Genomic DNA, 18347 nt, shown 5'->3' with positions numbered 1-18347 from the left:
TTTATTCGTTTTCCACCACCTCCTTCATTACTTTTACCTTTTTATCAGCAATTACCCTTGGAAGAAAATCCGGATAATCATTAAATCCAATCAAAACATTTCCGCTGTTAACTTTTTCTAATTGTTTTATAATTTTTTCCTTGGACTCTATTGTTGTGGTTTTTGCCTCAAAAATTCTCATTATCTGGATTTCTGATTCATTGGGATTTTCATTTTTCCTTTCTGAAAAACCTGCTATGGCATCCAGAACTATTTTCTTGTTTCCTAGAACCTCCTTTATTGAGATCAAAGTATCATAATGTACAGGGACTCGTTCCATTATGATGACACCTTCCTTTGAAAAATTTCTCAGAAGATCTCCGTAGGCTTCCAAAATGCTAACAATAAAATCCTCTTTTTTTAATTTGGCATCATTATAGCTGTATGAGAAAAAAGTTTCTGGCCCGGGAAGAAATCCGTAACCCCCCTTTGATCTGTAGACTGGGCCTGGTATGTTGTCCTTTCCGCTGGCCTCCGAATCTCGGAATTTTGGTTTTCCAACTATTTTAGGTTCCCGGTAAAATGTATTTGTATATTCAAGTCTCCTCAATGGGCCAACTTCAAAACCGCTAAGGGAGCCCAGTAGAGGGCGGAAAATATCAAACCAATTATACAGTGGGTCTGAGGACAAGATATTTTCCCCTCTGAATTTTAGAAATTCCTCAGTCTCCTCGTCTATTCTGTTATTAAGATCTTTAACCCCTAAAATTCCTCTTTGCCATCTTCCGATCAATATCCTTAGATTTTCATCCTTTGGATATATTCCATCAATCAAACCTTTTACATTATTCATTTTATACACACTCCAATATATTTTTAGCTATTTCATAATCATTCATTGGCATAATGTGAATCCCAATAACATACTGCTTTAGCTTTTCATATGTTTCAAGGATCAACCTTGCAGATTCTGATCTTATGTCTTCTGTATTTTCCAGTCTCCTAATTGTTTCTTCATCAATTTCTACCCCAAGTTTCTTTATGAAATTTAACTGAGATTTAGATTTAAGAGGCATAAATCCTGCGATAATTTTTTTTTCTTTCAATTTAATGAAAGAATCATGAAAACCAAAGATAATTTGGCTAACAAAAAAGTTAGCACCTGAAGAAATTTTCATTTTAATTATCTCAGTTTCGTTTGACCTGTATGGATTGAATGCCCCCCCTATTGAAAAATTTTTGTCTTTTAGGTTCTCTTCCAATGTTTTTTTAGCCAGCTCCATTGTTTTAAAAACATCCAGTTCCCTAACCTCCCTTGAATTCATACTTTCATTTATTTTATCTCCACCGATTATAAAGAAGTCCCTTATGCCAAATTTTACACCTGTTTGAAATTGAGATGACAAATAAAGAGAGTTTTTGTCCCTTGGTGTTATATGTGGAATTGCAGAAAGTGAGGTATTTTTAGATAGTTCAATAGCTGTAATTATTGGATCGATGCCGGGTTTTCCCTGTGGATTTTCCGGTATCATAACATGGTTTGCAACACCATCCATGATGTTTTTTGCCCTGTTTATATCCTCTATGGTTGGAGACTTCTCAGGCAAAAATTCAAATGACTTTACAGTCTTCGATGCTGATATGATGCTCATTTCCTGACTTTTTTAAGATTGAATTATCTTATTTAATATATTGTTAAATTTTAATTATCCATAGTAATACTATGATAGAGTCAAAAGTATATCTCTCAATTTTGTGTAAACCTCATTTCCCTTATTTGTTAATGAATAGGTAAGATTCTCTTGATCCCTATAGACAATGTTCGCTTTCTGTAAGAATTTAAGTCTCTTTGATATTATATTGTTGCTTGCATTTGGTACTGATTCCACAATCTCAGAGAATCTTGCTTTCTCCTTGTTTTTTATGACAAAAATTATCAATACCGTAAACTTTCTGATAATTTTTGAAAGAGTTTCAGCACCATTATCAATACAAACTTTTTTCCGGAAACTTCAATTATACAATTTTCCCATTTTTTTTCCAGTCTGTAAGAATCTAAATTGGGCATTAAATTCAAAATTACATTAACAGTATTAATGGTTTTAACTGTAATAATCTAAAAAGTTCTTATTGCTATTTTGAAAAATAGATAAAATGATAATATACAATAAAATGTACCCCCATAAATGATGGATTATCCTAAAAAACTTGAAGGGAATAGGGACACTTATTACATAAAAAGACATTTAGCGACTGGGGGAATGGGGGAAGTTCTTGAAGGAGTGGATTCCAGTGAAAGACCAGTTGCAATTAAGATTCCACTGAACTACAAGCCAAATAGGAATGGTGACCCCGTAAATGATCAATTACAGAATGAAATAAACAATCTAAAAATTGTAACTCATCCAAATATAGTGAAATATTATGATGACGGTATTTTTGAACAGAATATATTTCTTGTTATGGAAATGGTAAAGGGAAAAAGCGTCAAAGATCTTGTTGAGGGAGGAGAATTTGAATATGCGTTTGCAAAAAAGGTTTCACAGGGAATCGCAAATGCTTTAGGCTATCTGAGGAGATATAGGATCGTACATCGTGATGTTACCCCAGTAAATCTTATAATTTCAGAGTCAGATGATATTGTTAAACTAATTGATTTCAGCACATCTGTAAGGTTAGGGGAAGATGAAGAGTACATGAGAATAAGAGGAAGTAAGGTAGGTACTGCCAATTTTTCAGCGCCAGAGCAATTCACTCAGGGACTTTGTTATATAGATTCAGATGTCTACTCACTTGGTGCAAATGCTTATTATTGTTTAACTGGAAATTACCCAGAAAAAATTAAAAACGATCTAAAGGCCATAAAAAGGTTTGAAGGATTGTCAGTTTACGAAGTCATAAGAAAAACACTTCAGATTAAAAGAGAAGACAGAGAAAGAGATATTTTTAAATTGATAGATATTCTAAAAGGTAAGTAGGGCCTGTGGGGTAGTCAGGATATCCTTACGGCCTTCGAAGCCGAAGAGCCGGGTTCAAATCCCGGCAGGCCCGCTTTAAATATGTTATTTAAAATTTTAAATAATTTTTGTAAAGTATAATACTAGAACCACAACAATTATCACAACAACAACGCCAATACCAGCAATGAGTCCTTTATTGCTTTTTTTATCAGCTTTTGTTATATCAAGGTGGTGGACGGTCCTTGCATGTTCTATCAAAGCCTCCTTTGTGTTAAATACCTGCTGGCAACCTGCTGCTGTGCATTTAAATTTTCCCTCTGTATTTTCTGCACTGTTCATAATAATTTATAGAGGCATAATGTTAAAATTTATATAAAATATATTTTTACAAAAAATTTTATATCGAAAATAAATCATTACTGATTATTTAGTAACATACTAAATTAATTAGATACTTAATAAATATAAAAATAATATGTCAGAATCTTAATTGTTTGAAAAACTGTTTTATAACATATACCAATATAGATATTGTGATTTAAATGTTCGAAAACGAAGTGACATACGTAAGATATCAAAAAAAAGGAAAGGAAGAAGAATTTGATCAAAAATATGAAGAAGCTTTGAAAGATGTAAAAAAATATTTTCATAAAGAATACCCACTTATAATAGGATCAGAAATATTAGAGGATAAAAAGATCAGTGAAATATCCCCTGTTGACGGAAATGAATTGGCAAAATTCCAGGCTGCGTCTAAGGAAACCATTGACAATGCCATAAAAATGCTGAAGAAGGGACAGAAAAAGTGGTATGAAAAAGGATATTTGGAAAGAGCAAGAGTGATGTATAAAGTTGCGGACAAATTAAGTGCTGATAAATTTAATATTTCCGCAATTCTAGCTTTTGAAAATGGAAAAAACAGATTGGAAGCAATGGCAGATGTTGATGAGGCAATTGATTTTCTGAGGTATTATGCAACAAATCTCATAGAAAACCAGGGTTTTGCCAGACTAACAGGGAAAGGATATGACAATGAAGAAAGCTTCAGCATTATGAAACCCTATGGTGTTTTTGCAGTAATAGCTCCATTTAATTTTTATGCCATAACAGTTGGAATGACGGTTGGTCCACTGGTTGTTGGTAACAGTGTGTTATTGAAGCCATCAAGCAATATTCCGCTCTCTTCTTATCTGTTTGTAAAAACACTGATAGAATGTGGTGTTCCTGAGGATGCAATTGCGTATGTTTCAGGAAATGGTGGTGAAATAGGACCTTATATTTCACAGCATAAAGAGATTTCAGGAATACTTTTCACTGGTTCAAGGAATGCGGGACTTGATATATACAGAAATGCCACAAAGGAACACCCCAAGGTGGTAATCACAGAAATGGGAGGAAAGGATGCAATAATAGTCTCCAACAAAGCGTCCCTTAAGAAGGCTGTTAACGGAGTGTACAGAGCTGCTTTTGGTTATTCAGGCCAGAAATGCAGTGCTTGCTCAATAGCTTACGTGCATAAGGATATTTATGATAATTTTTTGAAAGAGATAAAGAGTGTTACTGATAATTTAAAAGTGGGAGAGCCATACTTAAAGGAAAATTTCATGGGTCCGGTCATAAACAAAGAGGCATTTGAGAAATATAAAAAATATATTGAAATTGCAAAAAAAGATGGAAAGATAGTTTCAGGGGGACAGATAATTGAAAAAAATGGGTTTTACGTAAGACCTACCATAGTGACAGACCTGCCAATGAATTCAGAGATAATAAAAAACGAACTTTTCTTGCCCATATTGGCTCTTGTAAAAGTCGATTCCTTGGATCAGGCAATAGAATTTGTAAATGATTCAGATTATGGACTGACTGGAGGAATATTCACAGAAGATCCTGATGAGATAAAGAAATACTTTGATACCGCTGAGGTTGGAGTGCTTTATGCAAACAGAGAGAGGGGAGGATCAACAGGGGCAATGGTTGGTTCTCAGCCATTTGTGGGCTGGAAACTTAGCGGTATAAGTGGAAAAGGTACTGGTTCTTACTATTATCTGCAACAATTCCTCAGGGAGCAATCTCAGACCATAGCTCATTGATCGACCATATTGAAAAAATTTCTCCAATTTTTTTAATTAGTATATCTTTATAAATCTCAATTTCTTTTTCAATATTTAATTTTGTACCCAACTCTATCTCCTCGGAAGTCATTATGGAGGGATCGAATCCACAAGGATTGATTTTGGAAAAATATGTCATATCAGTACATACATTTAGTGCTGTGCCATGCATTGTACAATCTTCTTCAATAGAAAATCCTGTTGATGCAATTTTTTTACTTTTAATCCATATACCAGTTTGTTTACCTAACTTAGATTCTCCTATCAATTTATTCTTTAAAAGGTAAGAAATTTCAATTTCATGAGCCAGAGATATCACATCAAGAATGTTAAATTTCAGCTTTCTAAGGTTGAGAATGTAATAGGTTACGATCTGGCCAGGCCCATGAAAGGTTACTCCACCTCCCCTTTTTATATTTACGGCATTAACAGGATAATTAGTATCCTGGTGAATACCTACTGTGTAAACGGGTTTATGCTGAAGAATCAATATGTAACCAAAATCATTATCTGCAACTTTTTTCCTCAACCTTTGCTGAAGTTCCAATACATCTAGATAATCTTCTGTAAAATTTGAAATTAATATTTTAATATTATAGTTATAGTGAAGATTCAATCCTTTTTTTCACCCTGTTAAATATATCCCACATCCTTTTTGGCATTTTGTTCCCGAATGACTGAAAGAAGATCTCAATCTGATCGAATTCATTTAGATATCCTTTTAAATCAATTTTCAGTAATTTTGACAACGTTTGCTCAGATACCAATGAATTTGGCGCAATGTCCTCAGGGTATGGAACATTTCCAACTGGTGTTTCAATATATCTGTTAACTTTTCCATTGACTCTTCCCACTATCCATTTGATAACATACATGTTGTAAGAGTAACCTGGCCACATGAATTCGCCATTTTCATCTTTTCTGAACCAATTAACATTGAATATCTTTGGTTGCTCTTTCAGACTTTTGCCAACTGATAGATAATGATCAAAATATTTACCCATATTGTATGGCATAAATGGTTTCATGGCCATTGGATCATGCCTAAGCTGTCCAACCTTCCCTATTGCGGCAGCTGTTGTTTCGACCCTTTGCATTGCTCCAAAAAGAACTCCCTCCTCCCAGTCTCTGGCCTCCATAACCAATGGAACCAGGTCAGATCTTCTTCCACCAAATAAAAATGCAGATATTGGGACTCCCTCAGGGTTTTCATACTCACCTGAAAGGTTCCTGTAATTATTTATAGGTGTTGTAAACCTGGAATTGGGATGAGCAGCTTTCTCCTTACCGTTGTATGGTTTTCCAGTCCAATCTGTAAGATTTTCCCTCTTCTCGTCCATTCCCTCCCAGAATGGTCTTCCAAGGCTGTCCACAGCAACATTTGTAAATATTGTATTTCGAGATATTGCATCCATTGCTCTTGGATTTGTTTTTCTGCTAGTATGTGGAGCAACACCAAAAAAACCATATTCCGGGTTTATTCCCATTAGTCTTCCATTCTTTGGATGCATCCAGGTTATGTCATCACTTATAAGAGAGGTATCCCATCCAAGATCCAATAATTCCTTAGGTGGTTGCAGCATTGCAAGATTTGTTTTTCCGCTTGAGCTTGGAAATGCTCCTGTTATATATGTTATTTGACCTGCCGGATCTTTAACTCCTACGGCCATCATATGTTCAGCAAGCCATTTTTCCTCCAAAGCCCTGAAAGATGCTATTCTTAAAGCATGACATTTCTTGCTCAAAAGGGCGTTTCCACCATAATTTGTGTTAAAACTAATTATCAGCCCCATTCCCTCATTTTCATCTGGAAAGTGGAAAATATATCTGTTTTCTGGATCAAGATTTACAGTTGAATGGAGACCTAGCACAAATCTACCTTCTTTTGCTATTGAGGATGCTATTTTATAACCTACCCTTGTAATTTTAATCAGATTTAGTACCACATAAAGGCTGTCAGTAAGCTCCAGACCACCCTGACCATATTCTGAGTTTAAGGGACCTAACCAATATGGAACCACATAGAGAGTTTTTCCTTTCATGGATTCTTTCATAGTTCTTTTAGATATTTCAAGCGCCTCATCTGAATGAATCCAATTATTTGTTGGTCCTGCATCCTTTTTTGAGCCTCTTGTACAAGTATATGTATCCTTTTCAGATCTAGCAACATCATGAGGTGAACTTCTATATAGATAACAACCAGGAAATTCATTCTGATTTAGAGTTATCAATTTACCTTCATTTACAAGTTCTCTTATTATACTCTCTTCTTCATCCCCCTCTATTACATTTATCTTACTGGGATTGCACAAGTTAGCATATTCTAAAACAGCTCCAAACATTTTATCTGAAAGTTCAGGATTCAAATCCTTTAATTTTTGAAAAAATTCTGATTTCTCTACTGCCTCCTCAACCATTTTCATAGCTCTGTCATCTGATCCTTGCTCACACAACCCTAACATCTACTAACCTCAAACAAATCATTTTTTTATACATTTAAATCTTTTGATAATCTCCATCGATAAATAACGAATAGAAGTTATTAATTTACATCAATTTAAATAAATAAATTCCTATTTTTTAAAAAATAATAATTTTTATATAGTTAAACTAAAATACGGATTGATTGGAAAGAGAAAAGAGAATTCCACACTTAAATGTTAACGAAATAGCAGTTCTTCTTATGCTCGCAAGAGGGGAAAAAAACCTTGCATTCATATCAAGAGAATTGAATATGACACTTCAGGGAGTACGTTATTACGTTTCAATTTTCAAAGATATGGGACTAATAAATGAACTTGATGTGACTGAAAAAGGATATGAGTATTTATATGAGACTCTTGGGGATTTGAGAAAATTCCTCATTATGGGGTCAGAAATAATTTATAAAAACAGGAACTGGGAAGCAATAGCAGACGAAGATATAAAAAATGGGGATAAAGTTTATCTTAAGATGGAGGGTGGCTTTTTACATGCATTTAAAAGTGGACCCGTAACTGGTGCCAGCGCAATTGCCAATTCAGATTGTTTAAAAGGTCAATGTGCCAGGATAAGTCAGATTAAGGGCTTTATAGACGTAAAATTTGGGAGAATAAATGTGAAAATAATAAAAAATGAAAAATTAAGAAAATACGAAGATGTCAAAAAAACACTAACTGAAATTGTGAAAAGTGAAAAAAATTCAAACGTAATTTTTGGAATTGGAGAGGGGATTAAAAGCCTCTTATGGGATTCTGAATCAGTCATATTTTTTTCCCCTGTGGAGGGTTCATTTAATGCAGCCATAAGAGGTTTGGATTCAATATTATTTTGCACAGAGGATTCTTTTAATATGTATATGGAAAAGATAAGTGAAGAAAAGTCAAAATATGAGGATGTGGAAATAAGTTTTGAGTATATTAATTGAAATTGTAAATTTAATATTATAATAATTTTATTATTTTTTAATCTATTATTAATTAGAGATATTGAAAAATATAAAAAAAAATATTCCTATGGGAAAATAGTCTTTCATTAGCAACCATATAAATATTTAAATAAATAGAAAATATTACATAGAAGCAACATTGAGGTGAAAAAAATGGAGGACGATGAAAGTGGCCGTGGGAATTCATATTTTTGCAGATCTCTATGGGATAAATCCGGAAATTATTTCCGTCAAGGAAAAAATGATGGACATAATTGAGGAGTCTGTAAGGGCTGGAAACCTAACAAAGATATCTTCTGATTACCACCAGTTCCATCCTTTCGGGGCCAGTGGTATTGTACTTCTTGCTGAATCTCATATTTCTTTCCACACATGGCCGGAATATGGTCTGATAACCCTGGATATTTTTACATGTGGAGAACCCGAAAAGGCTGACAGGGCATATGAGTATTTGGTTAATGTTTTAAAACCTGAGGCAATAAATTATAAAAAACATGAGAGAGGAGATCTAATTGGAATAGCAGTATCTTCTCCCGAAAGAACTTAAATCAAGCTTTTGAACCCCAAAAAATATTTTCCTTCCTCTTTATTTTTATGATTTCTTCCATTGTTTTCATTGTTTCCTCATCAAGGGGGTTCTCCCGTAATGCCTTGACAGTATTCTCCGTAATGTCCACATAAATAATCTCGTCTGGAAAAATATGCCTGTTCAGTATCACTCCGTCAATAGCTACCGATACTTCAGAGCCGGCATCTGCAAATTTTCTGTTAACGTCTCCATCCTTAATGCTCTTTATCGTACCTGCATATTTTCCATCCTGTCTTATCAATGTGTCATTAACCTTTATCCTTCCAGATAACACCCTAATACCAACCAAAACAGGTTTTGCCTGTCTGAATATATATTGTGGCAGTATTGTAATTTTTGAAGGAATTGGGAACGATTGTTTTTTCTCTTCCTCAAGTTCGGCTTTTTTATCTTTTAACCATTTTTCTGTTTCTTCTATTAATGAATAAATGATATTTGACGTAATAACTCCGCAATCATATGTTATTACGGAATTCCTGGCATCAGGAGAAAGCTCAACATTAAAACCAACAATTAATCTGTCCATTGCATCAGGAAGTGTTGAAACATCTATGAGATCCCTTTTACTAATCTCTCCAGTGGCAGCAGATCTTATTGGAATATTTTTCTGCTTTAGTTCATAAGCAACAGCTTCGAGAGAGCCAAGAGTGTCAGCCTTCAGTGTTACACCATTCTTACTGAGATCAACATTTACACGGCTCTCCTGGGCAAATTCTTCCTCGGCTTCAGCTATGTTTCCATTGCTAACCATAAGAGTAGAGCCAGGTATTACATTGTAAGAGTCTGATATTAAAACCCTAACTCCCGCAGCAGATTTTACCAACTCCTTTTCCTTTATTGTTGATCTTCTAGTTGATGAGTTCACAAACAAACCTTTTATTCTGGTCTCCTTTATTCCAGCATCTGTGTTTACATAAATTTTTGAGCCTTTTTTTAACTCTCCTTGATAAAGAACAGTATCAAGGAATATTCCAGCTGAGTCGTCCTTCCTAACCTCAAGCACGCTTGCCTTACCTAAACCCTCGATTCTCGATATATTTTCAGAAAGATATTTCTGAGCCAACCCAGATATTGTTAAAAGGGTTTCATATATCCCAATTCCTTCTCTTGAACTGGCAGGAATTATAGAGACAAATTTTGAAAAATCTGTTACTCTGTCATATCTTTCGGCCTGAAAACCTTCATTATACAACTCATTAACAAGATTATAAAATCTTTTGTCGAATTCCTGTATATATTCATCTCTTTGAGATTTAATAAACTTACTAAATAATTTTGACTCAGTTTTTCTATAATAGGGAATTAGATCTATTTTGTTTGCTACAACAACAAAGGGTGTGCGAAATTTTTTAAGTATGTTTATTGATTCTTTTGTCTGAGGCATTAATCCGTCATTAATGTCTATAACAAGAATGGCTATATCAGCAAGAGCGCCTCCTCTTGCCCTCATATTTGAAAACGCTACATGACCTGGTGTATCAACAAAAAGTATCCCTGGAATTTTTAAAATGCCTTTTTTTAATGTACCCTCTGATAATTCCATAATTCTGTTTATTGATATTTCAGTTGCGCCTATTCTCTGGGTGATTCCTCCTGCCTCCTTTAAAGCTACCGAACTTCCCCTTATAGCATCAAGGAGTGAAGTTTTACCATGGTCTACATGACCTAAAACACTGATAATAGGTTGCCTCAAATCTTCTTTATTCTTTAATTCTGCAGGAATAAGTATCACCCCAAATATTTAATTATAAATTTATAAAAGATTTTCGTCGCCGTAGCTGAAATTTAAAATTTCTTTTTCTGAGAAAAAAATTTTTGATTCATGTTCGTAAGCTTCAATTGAGTCTGAAGCATGGACAAGGTTTCTTTCTATGCTATTGGAATAATCCCCCCTTATTGTTCCTGGTGAAGCTTTCGAACCGTCAGTAGCTCCAACAATATTCCTCACTGTAGATATGGCATTCCTTCCTTTTACTATAATGGCTATTATGGGCCCTGATGTTATGTATTCAACAAGTTCCTTAAAAAATGGTTTTTCCTTATGAACAGAATAATGTCTTTCACCATTTTCCTTTGAAAGCTGAATCATTTTCAAAGCAACAATGTTGAGGCCTTTCTGTTCAAGTCTTTTTATTATCTCTCCAGCAAGTCTTCTTTTGACTCCATCTGGTTTAACAAGAACAAGCGTCAGCTCTTCATTCATTGCTCAGCACCTGTTTTTTTCTCAGCCATCTTTTTTAAATTCTTAATATTATGATATTCCGCTGTCCATTTAACCTTTCTCGGGATTCTTTTTAGCTTCAACATATTTACCCTGCATTTTTTACTGCAGAAGTTAAGTGTTGCCCCATCTTTTCTGATGTAAAGCATTCCGGTTCCCGGTTCAATGTCCTTTCCACAAAAAGTACAAATTCTCTCTGCCATAATCTTCACCTGATTGATAGCTTCCTAGCCTCTCTGGCGGTTTCCCTTAACATCAGTATATCTCCAACCTGTACAGGACCCATGACGTTTCTTGCGATAATTCTTCCCTGATCACGTCCAGATAGCACCCTTACCTTGACTGTGGTCGCCTCACCTGTCATTCCTGTCCTTCCCATTAATTCAACAACCTCTGCAGGTGTTGCTTCGTTATCAGCCATTTATACCCCTCATTTTACAAGATTTTTAATCTCGCCTGATATCTGCTTGTAAATTTCTTCATTTTTTCCGTAATCCACAATTGAGACAGAAGCCGTTGAATTTATGCCCACCTTTGATCCTAGATTTTCCCTCTTTTTTACATATACAAAAGGAACTTTCCTCTCTTCACACAACTTAGGCAGAAAGAACACAACTTCTGGTGGGTTTACATCCTCTGCAATAACCACAAGCTTGCTTTCTCCTCTCTCAACAGACTTAATAACTTCATTTGTACCTTTTCTTATCTTTCCATTTCTGAAAGAATTTTCAACAAGCTCAAGAACCTTCTTTTCCAATTCCTCGGGAGTTTCGAATTTTACATATCCAGATTTATCCATTTTATATTCCTCCTTCACAGAGTAAAAAGGTAATTTAAAACTCTATAAATAAGTTTTTATCGAAAAGTGATTTGTCTAGAAGACAAAATCTATTATTTCCTTTACCTTTGATTCAGGTATCTTTTCCATTGTTGTTATAGGTTCAGGTATTTTCCCTTTTATGTTGTGCTTTTTGTAGAATGAAGCATACGTCAATGCGGGGAATGGATATGAATTTATCATATTATAGAGGCGAATTAGCTTTTGCTGAAGGTTTATTGCCTCTTCTATCTCTCCAGATATGAATTTTCTGTACACATTTACAGCTAATGGATTCACATTTGTTGTTCCACAAACACCTCCCTTTGCCCCCATTATTAATGATTGCAATAGCAGGTCATCCTGTCCCTGATATACAGAAATTTTATTTTTGAAACGATCTGTGAGCGAATTAAAATACCTTATGTCACCACTACTGTCTTTCAGGCCTCGTATTCTGCATATATCCATAATGTTTTCAATGGTTTCCAATTCAAAACGAGAGCCTGTAAATTGAGGTATGTTGTATATGTATAGGTCTCCGTTGAATACCTCAGAGATTTTTTCAAAATGTCTTACCATCCACGACTGCTCAGCCTTAATATAATAGGTTGGTTGCAATACTGCATGTTTTACTCCAAGGTCTTCAGCAAATTTTGCAAATTCCACAGCCTCTTCTGTATTCTGTGAGCCAATTCCTGTTATTACCTCAAAGCCATCGCTATTATCAACAATGATTTTAAGGAACTTTTTTCTTTTTTCCATGGAAAGGAGATTAAAAAGGCCGTTGCTACCTAAAGGGAATATCTTGTTTATTCCAAATTCAGTCATGTCTTCAAGGAGTATTTTCGTATATTGCTCCGATGGTTCTCCATCAGCATCAAGAGGGGTTATCAATGGACATATTATATCAACATCAGCCTTATTCATATATCCTTATTGCCAAATCATATATTTGTTTATTCAAAACAGTTTTAACGTTAAAAAATAATAAACAAAATTTAAATACGCCGATTTGCTTTTTATTTTGATAATATGGAAGAATCAGTATATGATAAGTATCTCAAAAGGATTCTTCATTCAGACCCAAAGGCTCTTCTTATTGTGCTTGATGAGATTGAAAATGATCCTTTCTTAACAGATGCAGAAATTAATATCCTTGAGGAGGAAATTCAGAATGTACTTAAATTCAGATCAAACGTAAGCGTAAAGGTGGTTAACAAGTACACAGGAAGAGAAGAGATGCCTCCTAAAACATATGTGAATAACTTTGATGGTTCAGTAGTTTATGAAGGTGAAAAAATAATGTACGGGATAATATGGAGGGTTTATACACCAACCATAAGGTATGCAGACAGTAAATACAAAATATGGTATTACAATGAAAAAATTTCAAAAATACTTTCAGACGTTCTATTAGAGGAGGTTCCTGGAAGACTTCCTGACTATTTTGATTATCCTCCGTGGCTCTTTGGGAGAGATAATTTTCTAAGGATACAGTATGTTCCTCTTCAAGACATAGTTTTTAACGCGATAATAAATGGGACAATAAAAGGTTGGGAAACTCTTATAGAGAAGGGGATTCCCAGAGAGATGGTAGATGACCTGAGGTCAAAAAACCTTGGAAACTATAATTGAAAGAGTTATAATTGGATTGAATTTAAAGCAATTTTATCATTATAATTACCTTTTAAGAGATATAAAATTTATTAAGAGAAGAACTACCTATGGGTTTGAAATGGATTTTTTCAAAGGTATCCCAATATCTCTTATTGAGGTTATTGAAAAAGATTCATATTTTGTATCATTCCCGGAGAAGATAAACTTTCATTGTTTGATTAATTTTAATAAAATTAAAATGATGATAGAAAAAGAAAGATTTTGGGAAATCCACAACCTTCTAGAATTTTTTTGGAGAAGGAAAAAAGAACCAGACAGGCTTTTTCTTAAGGGTGTTATAGATATTTGCGTTTCCCAGGTTAAGGTTCAAATGGGTCAGAATAACCTCTGTAATAGAATAATGAAAAGAGGTGAACTGGAAATAGAAAACTCAGGTCTTTCTAAACACATAGAGAAAATTATGGATAGAAAAGAATATCCTGTAAAATTTACAAATTTTTTTTTACTGTATTTAATAAATCGTCTAAATGAAGATAATGGAATTGTAGAAAATAAATAATTATAAAGCATTAACCTTTGTATGCAATCTATATCTGAGGTTTTGCATCCTGAAATGGAAGGTAAGCAATGCCATATAAGGGGCTGGGTTTACAGAATAAGATCTTCAGGAAAAATCGTTTTTCTTATTCTTAGGGATTCATCAAATATAATTCAGACCGTCGGGAAGGTTGAATTTCTTGGAGAAGAAAAATTTTCCAAACTTGAATCTTTGACCATAGAGAGTAGCCTTGAAATTGTTGGGATTGTAAAGAAAGATGAAAGAGCAATAACCGGTTATGAACTAACGATCACAGATTTTAAGATTTATCAGAGAAATGAAAATTTTCCAGTATCAAAGGACATATCAGAAGAATTTGAACTTGATAACAGACATCTGTGGATAAGGAGCCGAGAATTCAATGCCATATTAAAAATAAGATCAACAATTTTCAAGGCATTCAGAAACTTTTATTATGAAAATGGTTTTTATGAGGTCCAGCCTCCTTTAATGGTTTCAACAGCAACGGAGGGAGGGTCTACTCTCTTTGAAGTGCCCTTTTTTGGTGAGAAGGCATATTTGACCCAGAGTTCGCAGTTTTATCTTGAAACGTTCATATTTTCATTGGAAAAGGTTTTCACAATTTCACCAAGTTTCAGAGCCGAGAAGAGCAGAACCTGGAGACACCTTACAGAATACTGGCACGCTGAAATGGAAGAGGCTTGGGTAGGTAACGAAGAAATGATGAAAAGAGAAGAAGATATGCTTCATTATATAATAAAAAATGTACTTGAGGACAACGAAGATGAATTAAAAATTCTTAACAGAGATGAAAAACCTTTAAGGGATTCATTAAACAGCTTTAACAGAATGACCTACAGAGAACTAATTGAAAAATCCAAGGATCTTGGTATGCCATTAAAGTATGGTGATGATCTTGGTGCGGACGAAGAGAGAAAAATAATGCAAAATTTCACTAAGCCGTTGTTTATTACACATTTCCCTGCAGAACTAAAGACATTTTATCACAGGCCAGATCCGAAAAATCCTGATGTTATACTCTGCCATGATTTGCTGGCACCCGAGGGATACGGGGAGATAATAGGTGGAGGGGAAAGAATCTGGGAGTATGAGGTTCTAAAGAAAAGGATTGAAGATGCTGGTCTAAAAGAGAAGGACTACTATTGGTACCTGGATCTGAGAAAGTATGGAAGTGTTCCTCATTCGGGATTTGGTTTGGGAATGGATAGACTGGCAATGTGGATTATGCATCTACCCGCCATAAAAAATGCGATTCCATATCCAAGAACAATAAGAAGGTTAAAACCTTGATTAAAGAAAATCCATTCATTCAGGCGCTTAATAAAAAGCACCATGACTCTGTTCCCGTATGGTTTATGAGGCAGGCTGGACGTTATATGAGTGAATACAGGGAGGTTAGAAAGAAACATTCAATAATTGAAATCTGTCATGATCCAGAATTGTCCAGCTATATAAGTTACAGAGCAAAGGAAATTCTGGGAGTGGATGCGTCTATAATTTTTTCTGATATAATGATACCTGTTGAAAATTTAGGGTATTCAATAAGCTATGTTGAAAATATTGGACCGGTACCAAAAAAGGAAAGAGAAAGAAAAGAGATGTATTTTTCACATGCCGCTGAGGCATGCTTTCAATTCAAAACAAAACATCCAGAGGAGCCACTAATAGGTTTTTCGGGTGGTCCCCTAACTATTGCTTCCTACATAATTGCAGAGGGACCAGATAAAAATTTGGAAAAAACAAAGATGAAATTTTTTGAGGATGAAGAGTATTTTGATAACCTTATGGATGATATAACTTCAGTGCTAATTCATGATGTTAAAAAACAGTGCGATGCGGGATGTGATGCCATACAAATATTTGACAGCTGGGCAGGTTATCTTGATCCGTATTCATTTGAATATATCAATAAATGGAATAAGAAAATTGTGAACGCAATAAGGGAAAAAAATAAGAAATCTATATATTTCTCTACACAGACTGCTGGTATGATAGATCAGTTAAAAAAAATAGGTGCAGACTTTTTAAGCATTGATTGGAGATGTGATATCTCATATGTTGCAGAACAGACCGATTCTGGCATACAGGGAAATTTAGACCCTACGATTCTCCTAAGTGATGGAAACAAATATTATGAAAGAACAAAAAATATTATTAAAAGTATGAGAGAAAAAGATGATTTCATTTTTAATCTTGGACATGGAGTATTACCTGGTACGAAAGAACATAAACTGAAAGATATAGTATCTATTTGCAGGGGATATATATGAGTAGAGAGATTGTATTGATGGCATACGGAAGCCCTTCTTCAAAGGAAGAAATAATGGATTATCTAAGAGACATTTACCATGGAAAAGAACCACCAGAATACGCTATTAAGGAAACTTTTGCAAAATATGAAGCTTTTGGATACAAATCACCATCCAACGAAATTTTGGAAAGTCTTGTTTCAAAACTGAATAAAAATTCAGGGGATCACTACGTTTTGTGTTTCAAACACTGGAAACCTTCAATCGAAGAAACTTTGAAGAACATTATAGAGAGAGGGCCTGAGCAAATTGTGCTTCTACCACTTTTCCCTTTTAAAAATAAAAGTGTTGAAAGATCTTATATTGATGTTTCAAAAAAGGTCGTTGAGGAGAAAAATTTTACGGGAAAAGTAAAAATAGTGGATAGATTGAATAATAATTTATGGAGAAATTTTTGGGCCGATCAACTAAAAAATAAGAATGACGATGGTATTTTTTTTCTTTTCAGTGCTCACAGTCTTCCTTACAATATTAGTGAAGAAGAAGATTATTACAACACAGTAAGAGGTGAAGCAACTGTTTTGTCTCAAATGGCCAGATTGAAAAATTACTCGTTTGGTTTTCAGAGCCGAGGATCATACGGTAAAGTATGGCTTGAACCAAGTGTTTATGACAGACTTAAGGAAATAGGAAAAGAAATTGATGAGATTACAACAGTTCCTTTTGGATTTTATTATGATCATCTGGAAGTTCTTTTTGATCTCGATAGACTATTTGGAGAGAAAGTTAGAGAAAACGGTTTTAAATACAGTAGATTATCCCTCCCAAACAACAGTGAGAAATCAATAAATATAATTAAAGCAGCAGTAGGTGATCAAAGTGAGGAACATTAATGCATTTTATTATGGGGATGAAGAGTGGATTAAAAAAATTGTTAAGAAGCATACAGAGAGTGACATAACCATTTATGGAAAGAAAACAGAAAACATAAACATTACTGTAATAAGACCTTCAAGATTTCCAGATAAAATTTCTTCATTAACGGATTCCATACCACCCTGCAACATTTTCATTGTTGACTTTTCCAAAAGGGATTCAAACCTGGGTGAAGTTATTCTGGCCTGTTCACTTTACAATGACAGGGAGTTCGTGGTAATAAATTCTTCAGATAAAGAAAAGGACGCAAGGATTTTAAAATCTATGAACATAAATAAAATAACATTCTTTGAAGGTGACCATGTGGAAATGGAGCAACTTCTTGAATCAAGATCAATGGATGAGGAGTTTTCTTCTGAAACAAGGATACTCATAGATCACTTCTTTAAAGTTAAAAGCGTGGGAACAGTGGTTCTTGGTTTTGTTATATCAGGCTCAGTTGAAAAGCACCAAACACTGAATCTCAACAACGGTAAAATAAAGTGCATGGTGAGATCAATACAGATGAACGATGTGGACTTTGAGAGGGCGGGGAAAGGATCAAGAGTAGGCCTCGCTTTAAAAAATATTGAAATAGATGACCTGGAACGTGGAGATATACTTTCAAATGAACCTTTGGATATCACTAACAGCATATCAGGAAAGATCAAAAGCTCCTTACCTGGAAAAACGGTTGATGACGGGGAAATATTTATATCTGGATCAATGAAGTTTATAAGAGGAAGAAAAAATTCTGATGCCATAATTATGCATAGGCCAATTGTCAAATTAGAAAAATACTGGGTTATAAAACAAAACGCAAATCCAAGAATACAGGGATTCATAAACAATAATGATTTATAATGTACTCATGAAAAG

The 18347-nt window shown here is 34.4% G+C and carries 22 protein-coding genes and 1 tRNA gene; 11 read left to right on the top strand and 12 right to left on the bottom strand.

The genetic code is table 11. The annotated features are described in order from the left end of the window. Position 1 precedes the first annotated feature (1 nt). The 3 genes from ACNF4Z_RS00530 to ACNF4Z_RS00520 form a co-directional block, all read right to left on the bottom strand. Positions 2–832: a hypothetical protein gene (locus ACNF4Z_RS00530; RefSeq protein WP_458327285.1), complete on the bottom strand. Its 831-nt coding sequence runs from the start codon at positions 830–832 to the stop codon at positions 2–4. Position 833: 1 nt separating this feature from the next. After that, positions 834–1631: a methylenetetrahydrofolate reductase gene (locus ACNF4Z_RS00525; protein WP_458327284.1), complete on the bottom strand. Its 798-nt coding sequence runs from the start codon at positions 1629–1631 to the stop codon at positions 834–836. Between the two features lie 69 nt (positions 1632–1700). Beyond that, complete coding sequence (locus ACNF4Z_RS00520; RefSeq protein WP_458327425.1) at positions 1701–1937, bottom strand: winged helix-turn-helix transcriptional regulator; 237 nt, start codon at positions 1935–1937, stop codon at positions 1701–1703. 228 nt (positions 1938–2165) lie between these two features. Here ACNF4Z_RS00520 and ACNF4Z_RS00515 point away from each other — a divergent pair, with 228 nt between their 5' ends. After that, positions 2166–2957, top strand: coding sequence for a serine/threonine-protein kinase (locus tag ACNF4Z_RS00515; RefSeq protein ID WP_458327283.1), 792 nt, complete (start codon positions 2166–2168; stop codon positions 2955–2957). Further along, positions 2957–3030 (top strand) — tRNA-Arg (locus ACNF4Z_RS00510). The genes ACNF4Z_RS00515 and ACNF4Z_RS00510 overlap by 1 nt, the downstream gene beginning before the upstream one ends. 23 nt (positions 3031–3053) lie before the next feature. Here ACNF4Z_RS00510 and ACNF4Z_RS00505 read toward each other — a convergent pair. Then, positions 3054–3278: a hypothetical protein gene (locus tag ACNF4Z_RS00505; protein WP_458327282.1), complete on the bottom strand. Its 225-nt coding sequence runs from the start codon at positions 3276–3278 to the stop codon at positions 3054–3056. A 203-nt stretch (positions 3279–3481) separates the two neighbouring features. Between ACNF4Z_RS00505 and ACNF4Z_RS00500 the strand changes: the two genes are divergently transcribed. Further along, positions 3482–5029 (top strand): aldehyde dehydrogenase family protein, encoded by a 1548-nt coding sequence (locus ACNF4Z_RS00500; protein ID WP_458327281.1) that lies wholly within the window; start codon positions 3482–3484, stop codon positions 5027–5029. Here the strand turns inward: ACNF4Z_RS00500 and lipB are convergent. Together lipB and ACNF4Z_RS00490 are read right to left on the bottom strand one after the other, a co-directional pair. Next, positions 4998–5666, bottom strand: coding sequence for a lipoyl(octanoyl) transferase LipB (gene lipB, locus ACNF4Z_RS00495; RefSeq protein WP_458327280.1), 669 nt, complete (start codon positions 5664–5666; stop codon positions 4998–5000). The two genes, ACNF4Z_RS00500 and lipB, sit on opposite strands and share 32 nt — an antisense overlap. Then, positions 5650–7512 (bottom strand): phosphoenolpyruvate carboxykinase (GTP), encoded by a 1863-nt coding sequence (locus ACNF4Z_RS00490; RefSeq protein ID WP_458327279.1) that lies wholly within the window; start codon positions 7510–7512, stop codon positions 5650–5652. The genes lipB and ACNF4Z_RS00490 overlap by 17 nt, the downstream gene beginning before the upstream one ends. A 164-nt stretch (positions 7513–7676) precedes the next feature. Here ACNF4Z_RS00490 and ACNF4Z_RS00485 point away from each other — a divergent pair, with 164 nt between their 5' ends. Together ACNF4Z_RS00485 and speD are read left to right on the top strand one after the other, a co-directional pair. After that, the gene (locus ACNF4Z_RS00485; protein WP_458327278.1) at positions 7677–8456 is read left to right on the top strand and encodes a hypothetical protein; all 780 of its coding nucleotides are present in this window, start codon (positions 7677–7679) and stop codon (positions 8454–8456) included. A gap of 184 nt (positions 8457–8640) precedes the next feature. Beyond that, positions 8641–9024 carry an adenosylmethionine decarboxylase gene (speD, locus tag ACNF4Z_RS00480; RefSeq protein WP_458327277.1) on the top strand — a complete coding sequence of 128 codons (384 nt, stop codon included), beginning with the start codon at positions 8641–8643 and terminating at the stop codon, positions 9022–9024. Between the two features lies 1 nt (position 9025). On the opposite strand, the gene infB is transcribed toward speD, so the two are convergent. The 6 genes from infB to ACNF4Z_RS00450 all read right to left on the bottom strand — a co-directional run bounded on the left by infB (position 9026) and on the right by ACNF4Z_RS00450 (position 13034). Further along, positions 9026–10798: a translation initiation factor IF-2 gene (gene infB, locus ACNF4Z_RS00475; protein WP_458327276.1), complete on the bottom strand. Its 1773-nt coding sequence runs from the start codon at positions 10796–10798 to the stop codon at positions 9026–9028. Between the two features lie 21 nt (positions 10799–10819). After that, the gene (gene ndk / locus ACNF4Z_RS00470) at positions 10820–11269 is read right to left on the bottom strand and encodes a nucleoside-diphosphate kinase (protein WP_458327275.1); all 450 of its coding nucleotides are present in this window, start codon (positions 11267–11269) and stop codon (positions 10820–10822) included. Continuing rightward, on the bottom strand, positions 11266–11490 hold the full coding sequence (locus ACNF4Z_RS00465; protein WP_458327274.1) for a 50S ribosomal protein L24e: 225 nt from the start codon (positions 11488–11490) through the stop codon (positions 11266–11268). Before ACNF4Z_RS00465 ends, ndk begins: the two co-directional genes overlap by 4 nt. A gap of 5 nt (positions 11491–11495) precedes the next feature. Further along, entirely contained in the window at positions 11496–11708 is a 213-nt protein-coding gene (locus ACNF4Z_RS00460) for a 30S ribosomal protein S28e (RefSeq protein WP_458327273.1), read from the bottom strand. A 9-nt stretch (positions 11709–11717) separates the two neighbouring features. Then, complete coding sequence (gene rpl7ae / locus ACNF4Z_RS00455; protein ID WP_458327424.1) at positions 11718–12086, bottom strand: 50S ribosomal protein L7Ae; 369 nt, start codon at positions 12084–12086, stop codon at positions 11718–11720. Between the two features lie 75 nt (positions 12087–12161). After that, the gene (locus ACNF4Z_RS00450) at positions 12162–13034 is read right to left on the bottom strand and encodes a dihydrodipicolinate synthase family protein (protein ID WP_458327272.1); all 873 of its coding nucleotides are present in this window, start codon (positions 13032–13034) and stop codon (positions 12162–12164) included. Positions 13035–13139: 105 nt separating this feature from the next. Here ACNF4Z_RS00450 and ACNF4Z_RS00445 point away from each other — a divergent pair, with 105 nt between their 5' ends. From ACNF4Z_RS00445 to ACNF4Z_RS00420, 6 genes are read left to right on the top strand one after another with little or no spacing between them, the layout of a single operon-like run. Continuing rightward, positions 13140–13742, top strand: a complete 603-nt coding sequence (locus ACNF4Z_RS00445; protein WP_458327271.1) for a hypothetical protein — start codon at positions 13140–13142, stop codon at positions 13740–13742. Then, positions 13726–14283 (top strand): DUF309 domain-containing protein, encoded by a 558-nt coding sequence (locus ACNF4Z_RS00440; RefSeq protein WP_458327270.1) that lies wholly within the window; start codon positions 13726–13728, stop codon positions 14281–14283. Before ACNF4Z_RS00445 ends, ACNF4Z_RS00440 begins: the two co-directional genes overlap by 17 nt. 21 nt (positions 14284–14304) lie before the next feature. Next, positions 14305–15594 carry an asparagine--tRNA ligase gene (asnS, locus tag ACNF4Z_RS00435; RefSeq protein ID WP_458327269.1) on the top strand — a complete coding sequence of 430 codons (1290 nt, stop codon included), beginning with the start codon at positions 14305–14307 and terminating at the stop codon, positions 15592–15594. Continuing rightward, entirely contained in the window at positions 15522–16574 is a 1053-nt protein-coding gene (gene hemE, locus ACNF4Z_RS00430; RefSeq protein WP_458327268.1) for a uroporphyrinogen decarboxylase, read from the top strand. Before asnS ends, hemE begins: the two co-directional genes overlap by 73 nt. Beyond that, the gene (gene hemH / locus ACNF4Z_RS00425; RefSeq protein ID WP_458327267.1) at positions 16571–17446 is read left to right on the top strand and encodes a ferrochelatase; all 876 of its coding nucleotides are present in this window, start codon (positions 16571–16573) and stop codon (positions 17444–17446) included. Before hemE ends, hemH begins: the two co-directional genes overlap by 4 nt. Continuing rightward, positions 17433–18332 carry an EF-Tu/IF-2/RF-3 family GTPase gene (locus ACNF4Z_RS00420; protein ID WP_458327266.1) on the top strand — a complete coding sequence of 300 codons (900 nt, stop codon included), beginning with the start codon at positions 17433–17435 and terminating at the stop codon, positions 18330–18332. The genes hemH and ACNF4Z_RS00420 overlap by 14 nt, the downstream gene beginning before the upstream one ends. Positions 18333–18347 lie beyond the last annotated feature (15 nt).

Source organism: Caldiplasma sukawensis (genome assembly GCF_052315375.1).
GTDB lineage: Archaea > Thermoplasmatota > Thermoplasmata > Thermoplasmatales > Thermoplasmataceae > Cuniculiplasma.
The sequence above is the reverse complement of the archived record's forward strand: the minus strand, read 5'-3'. Positions and strand labels throughout refer to the sequence as shown.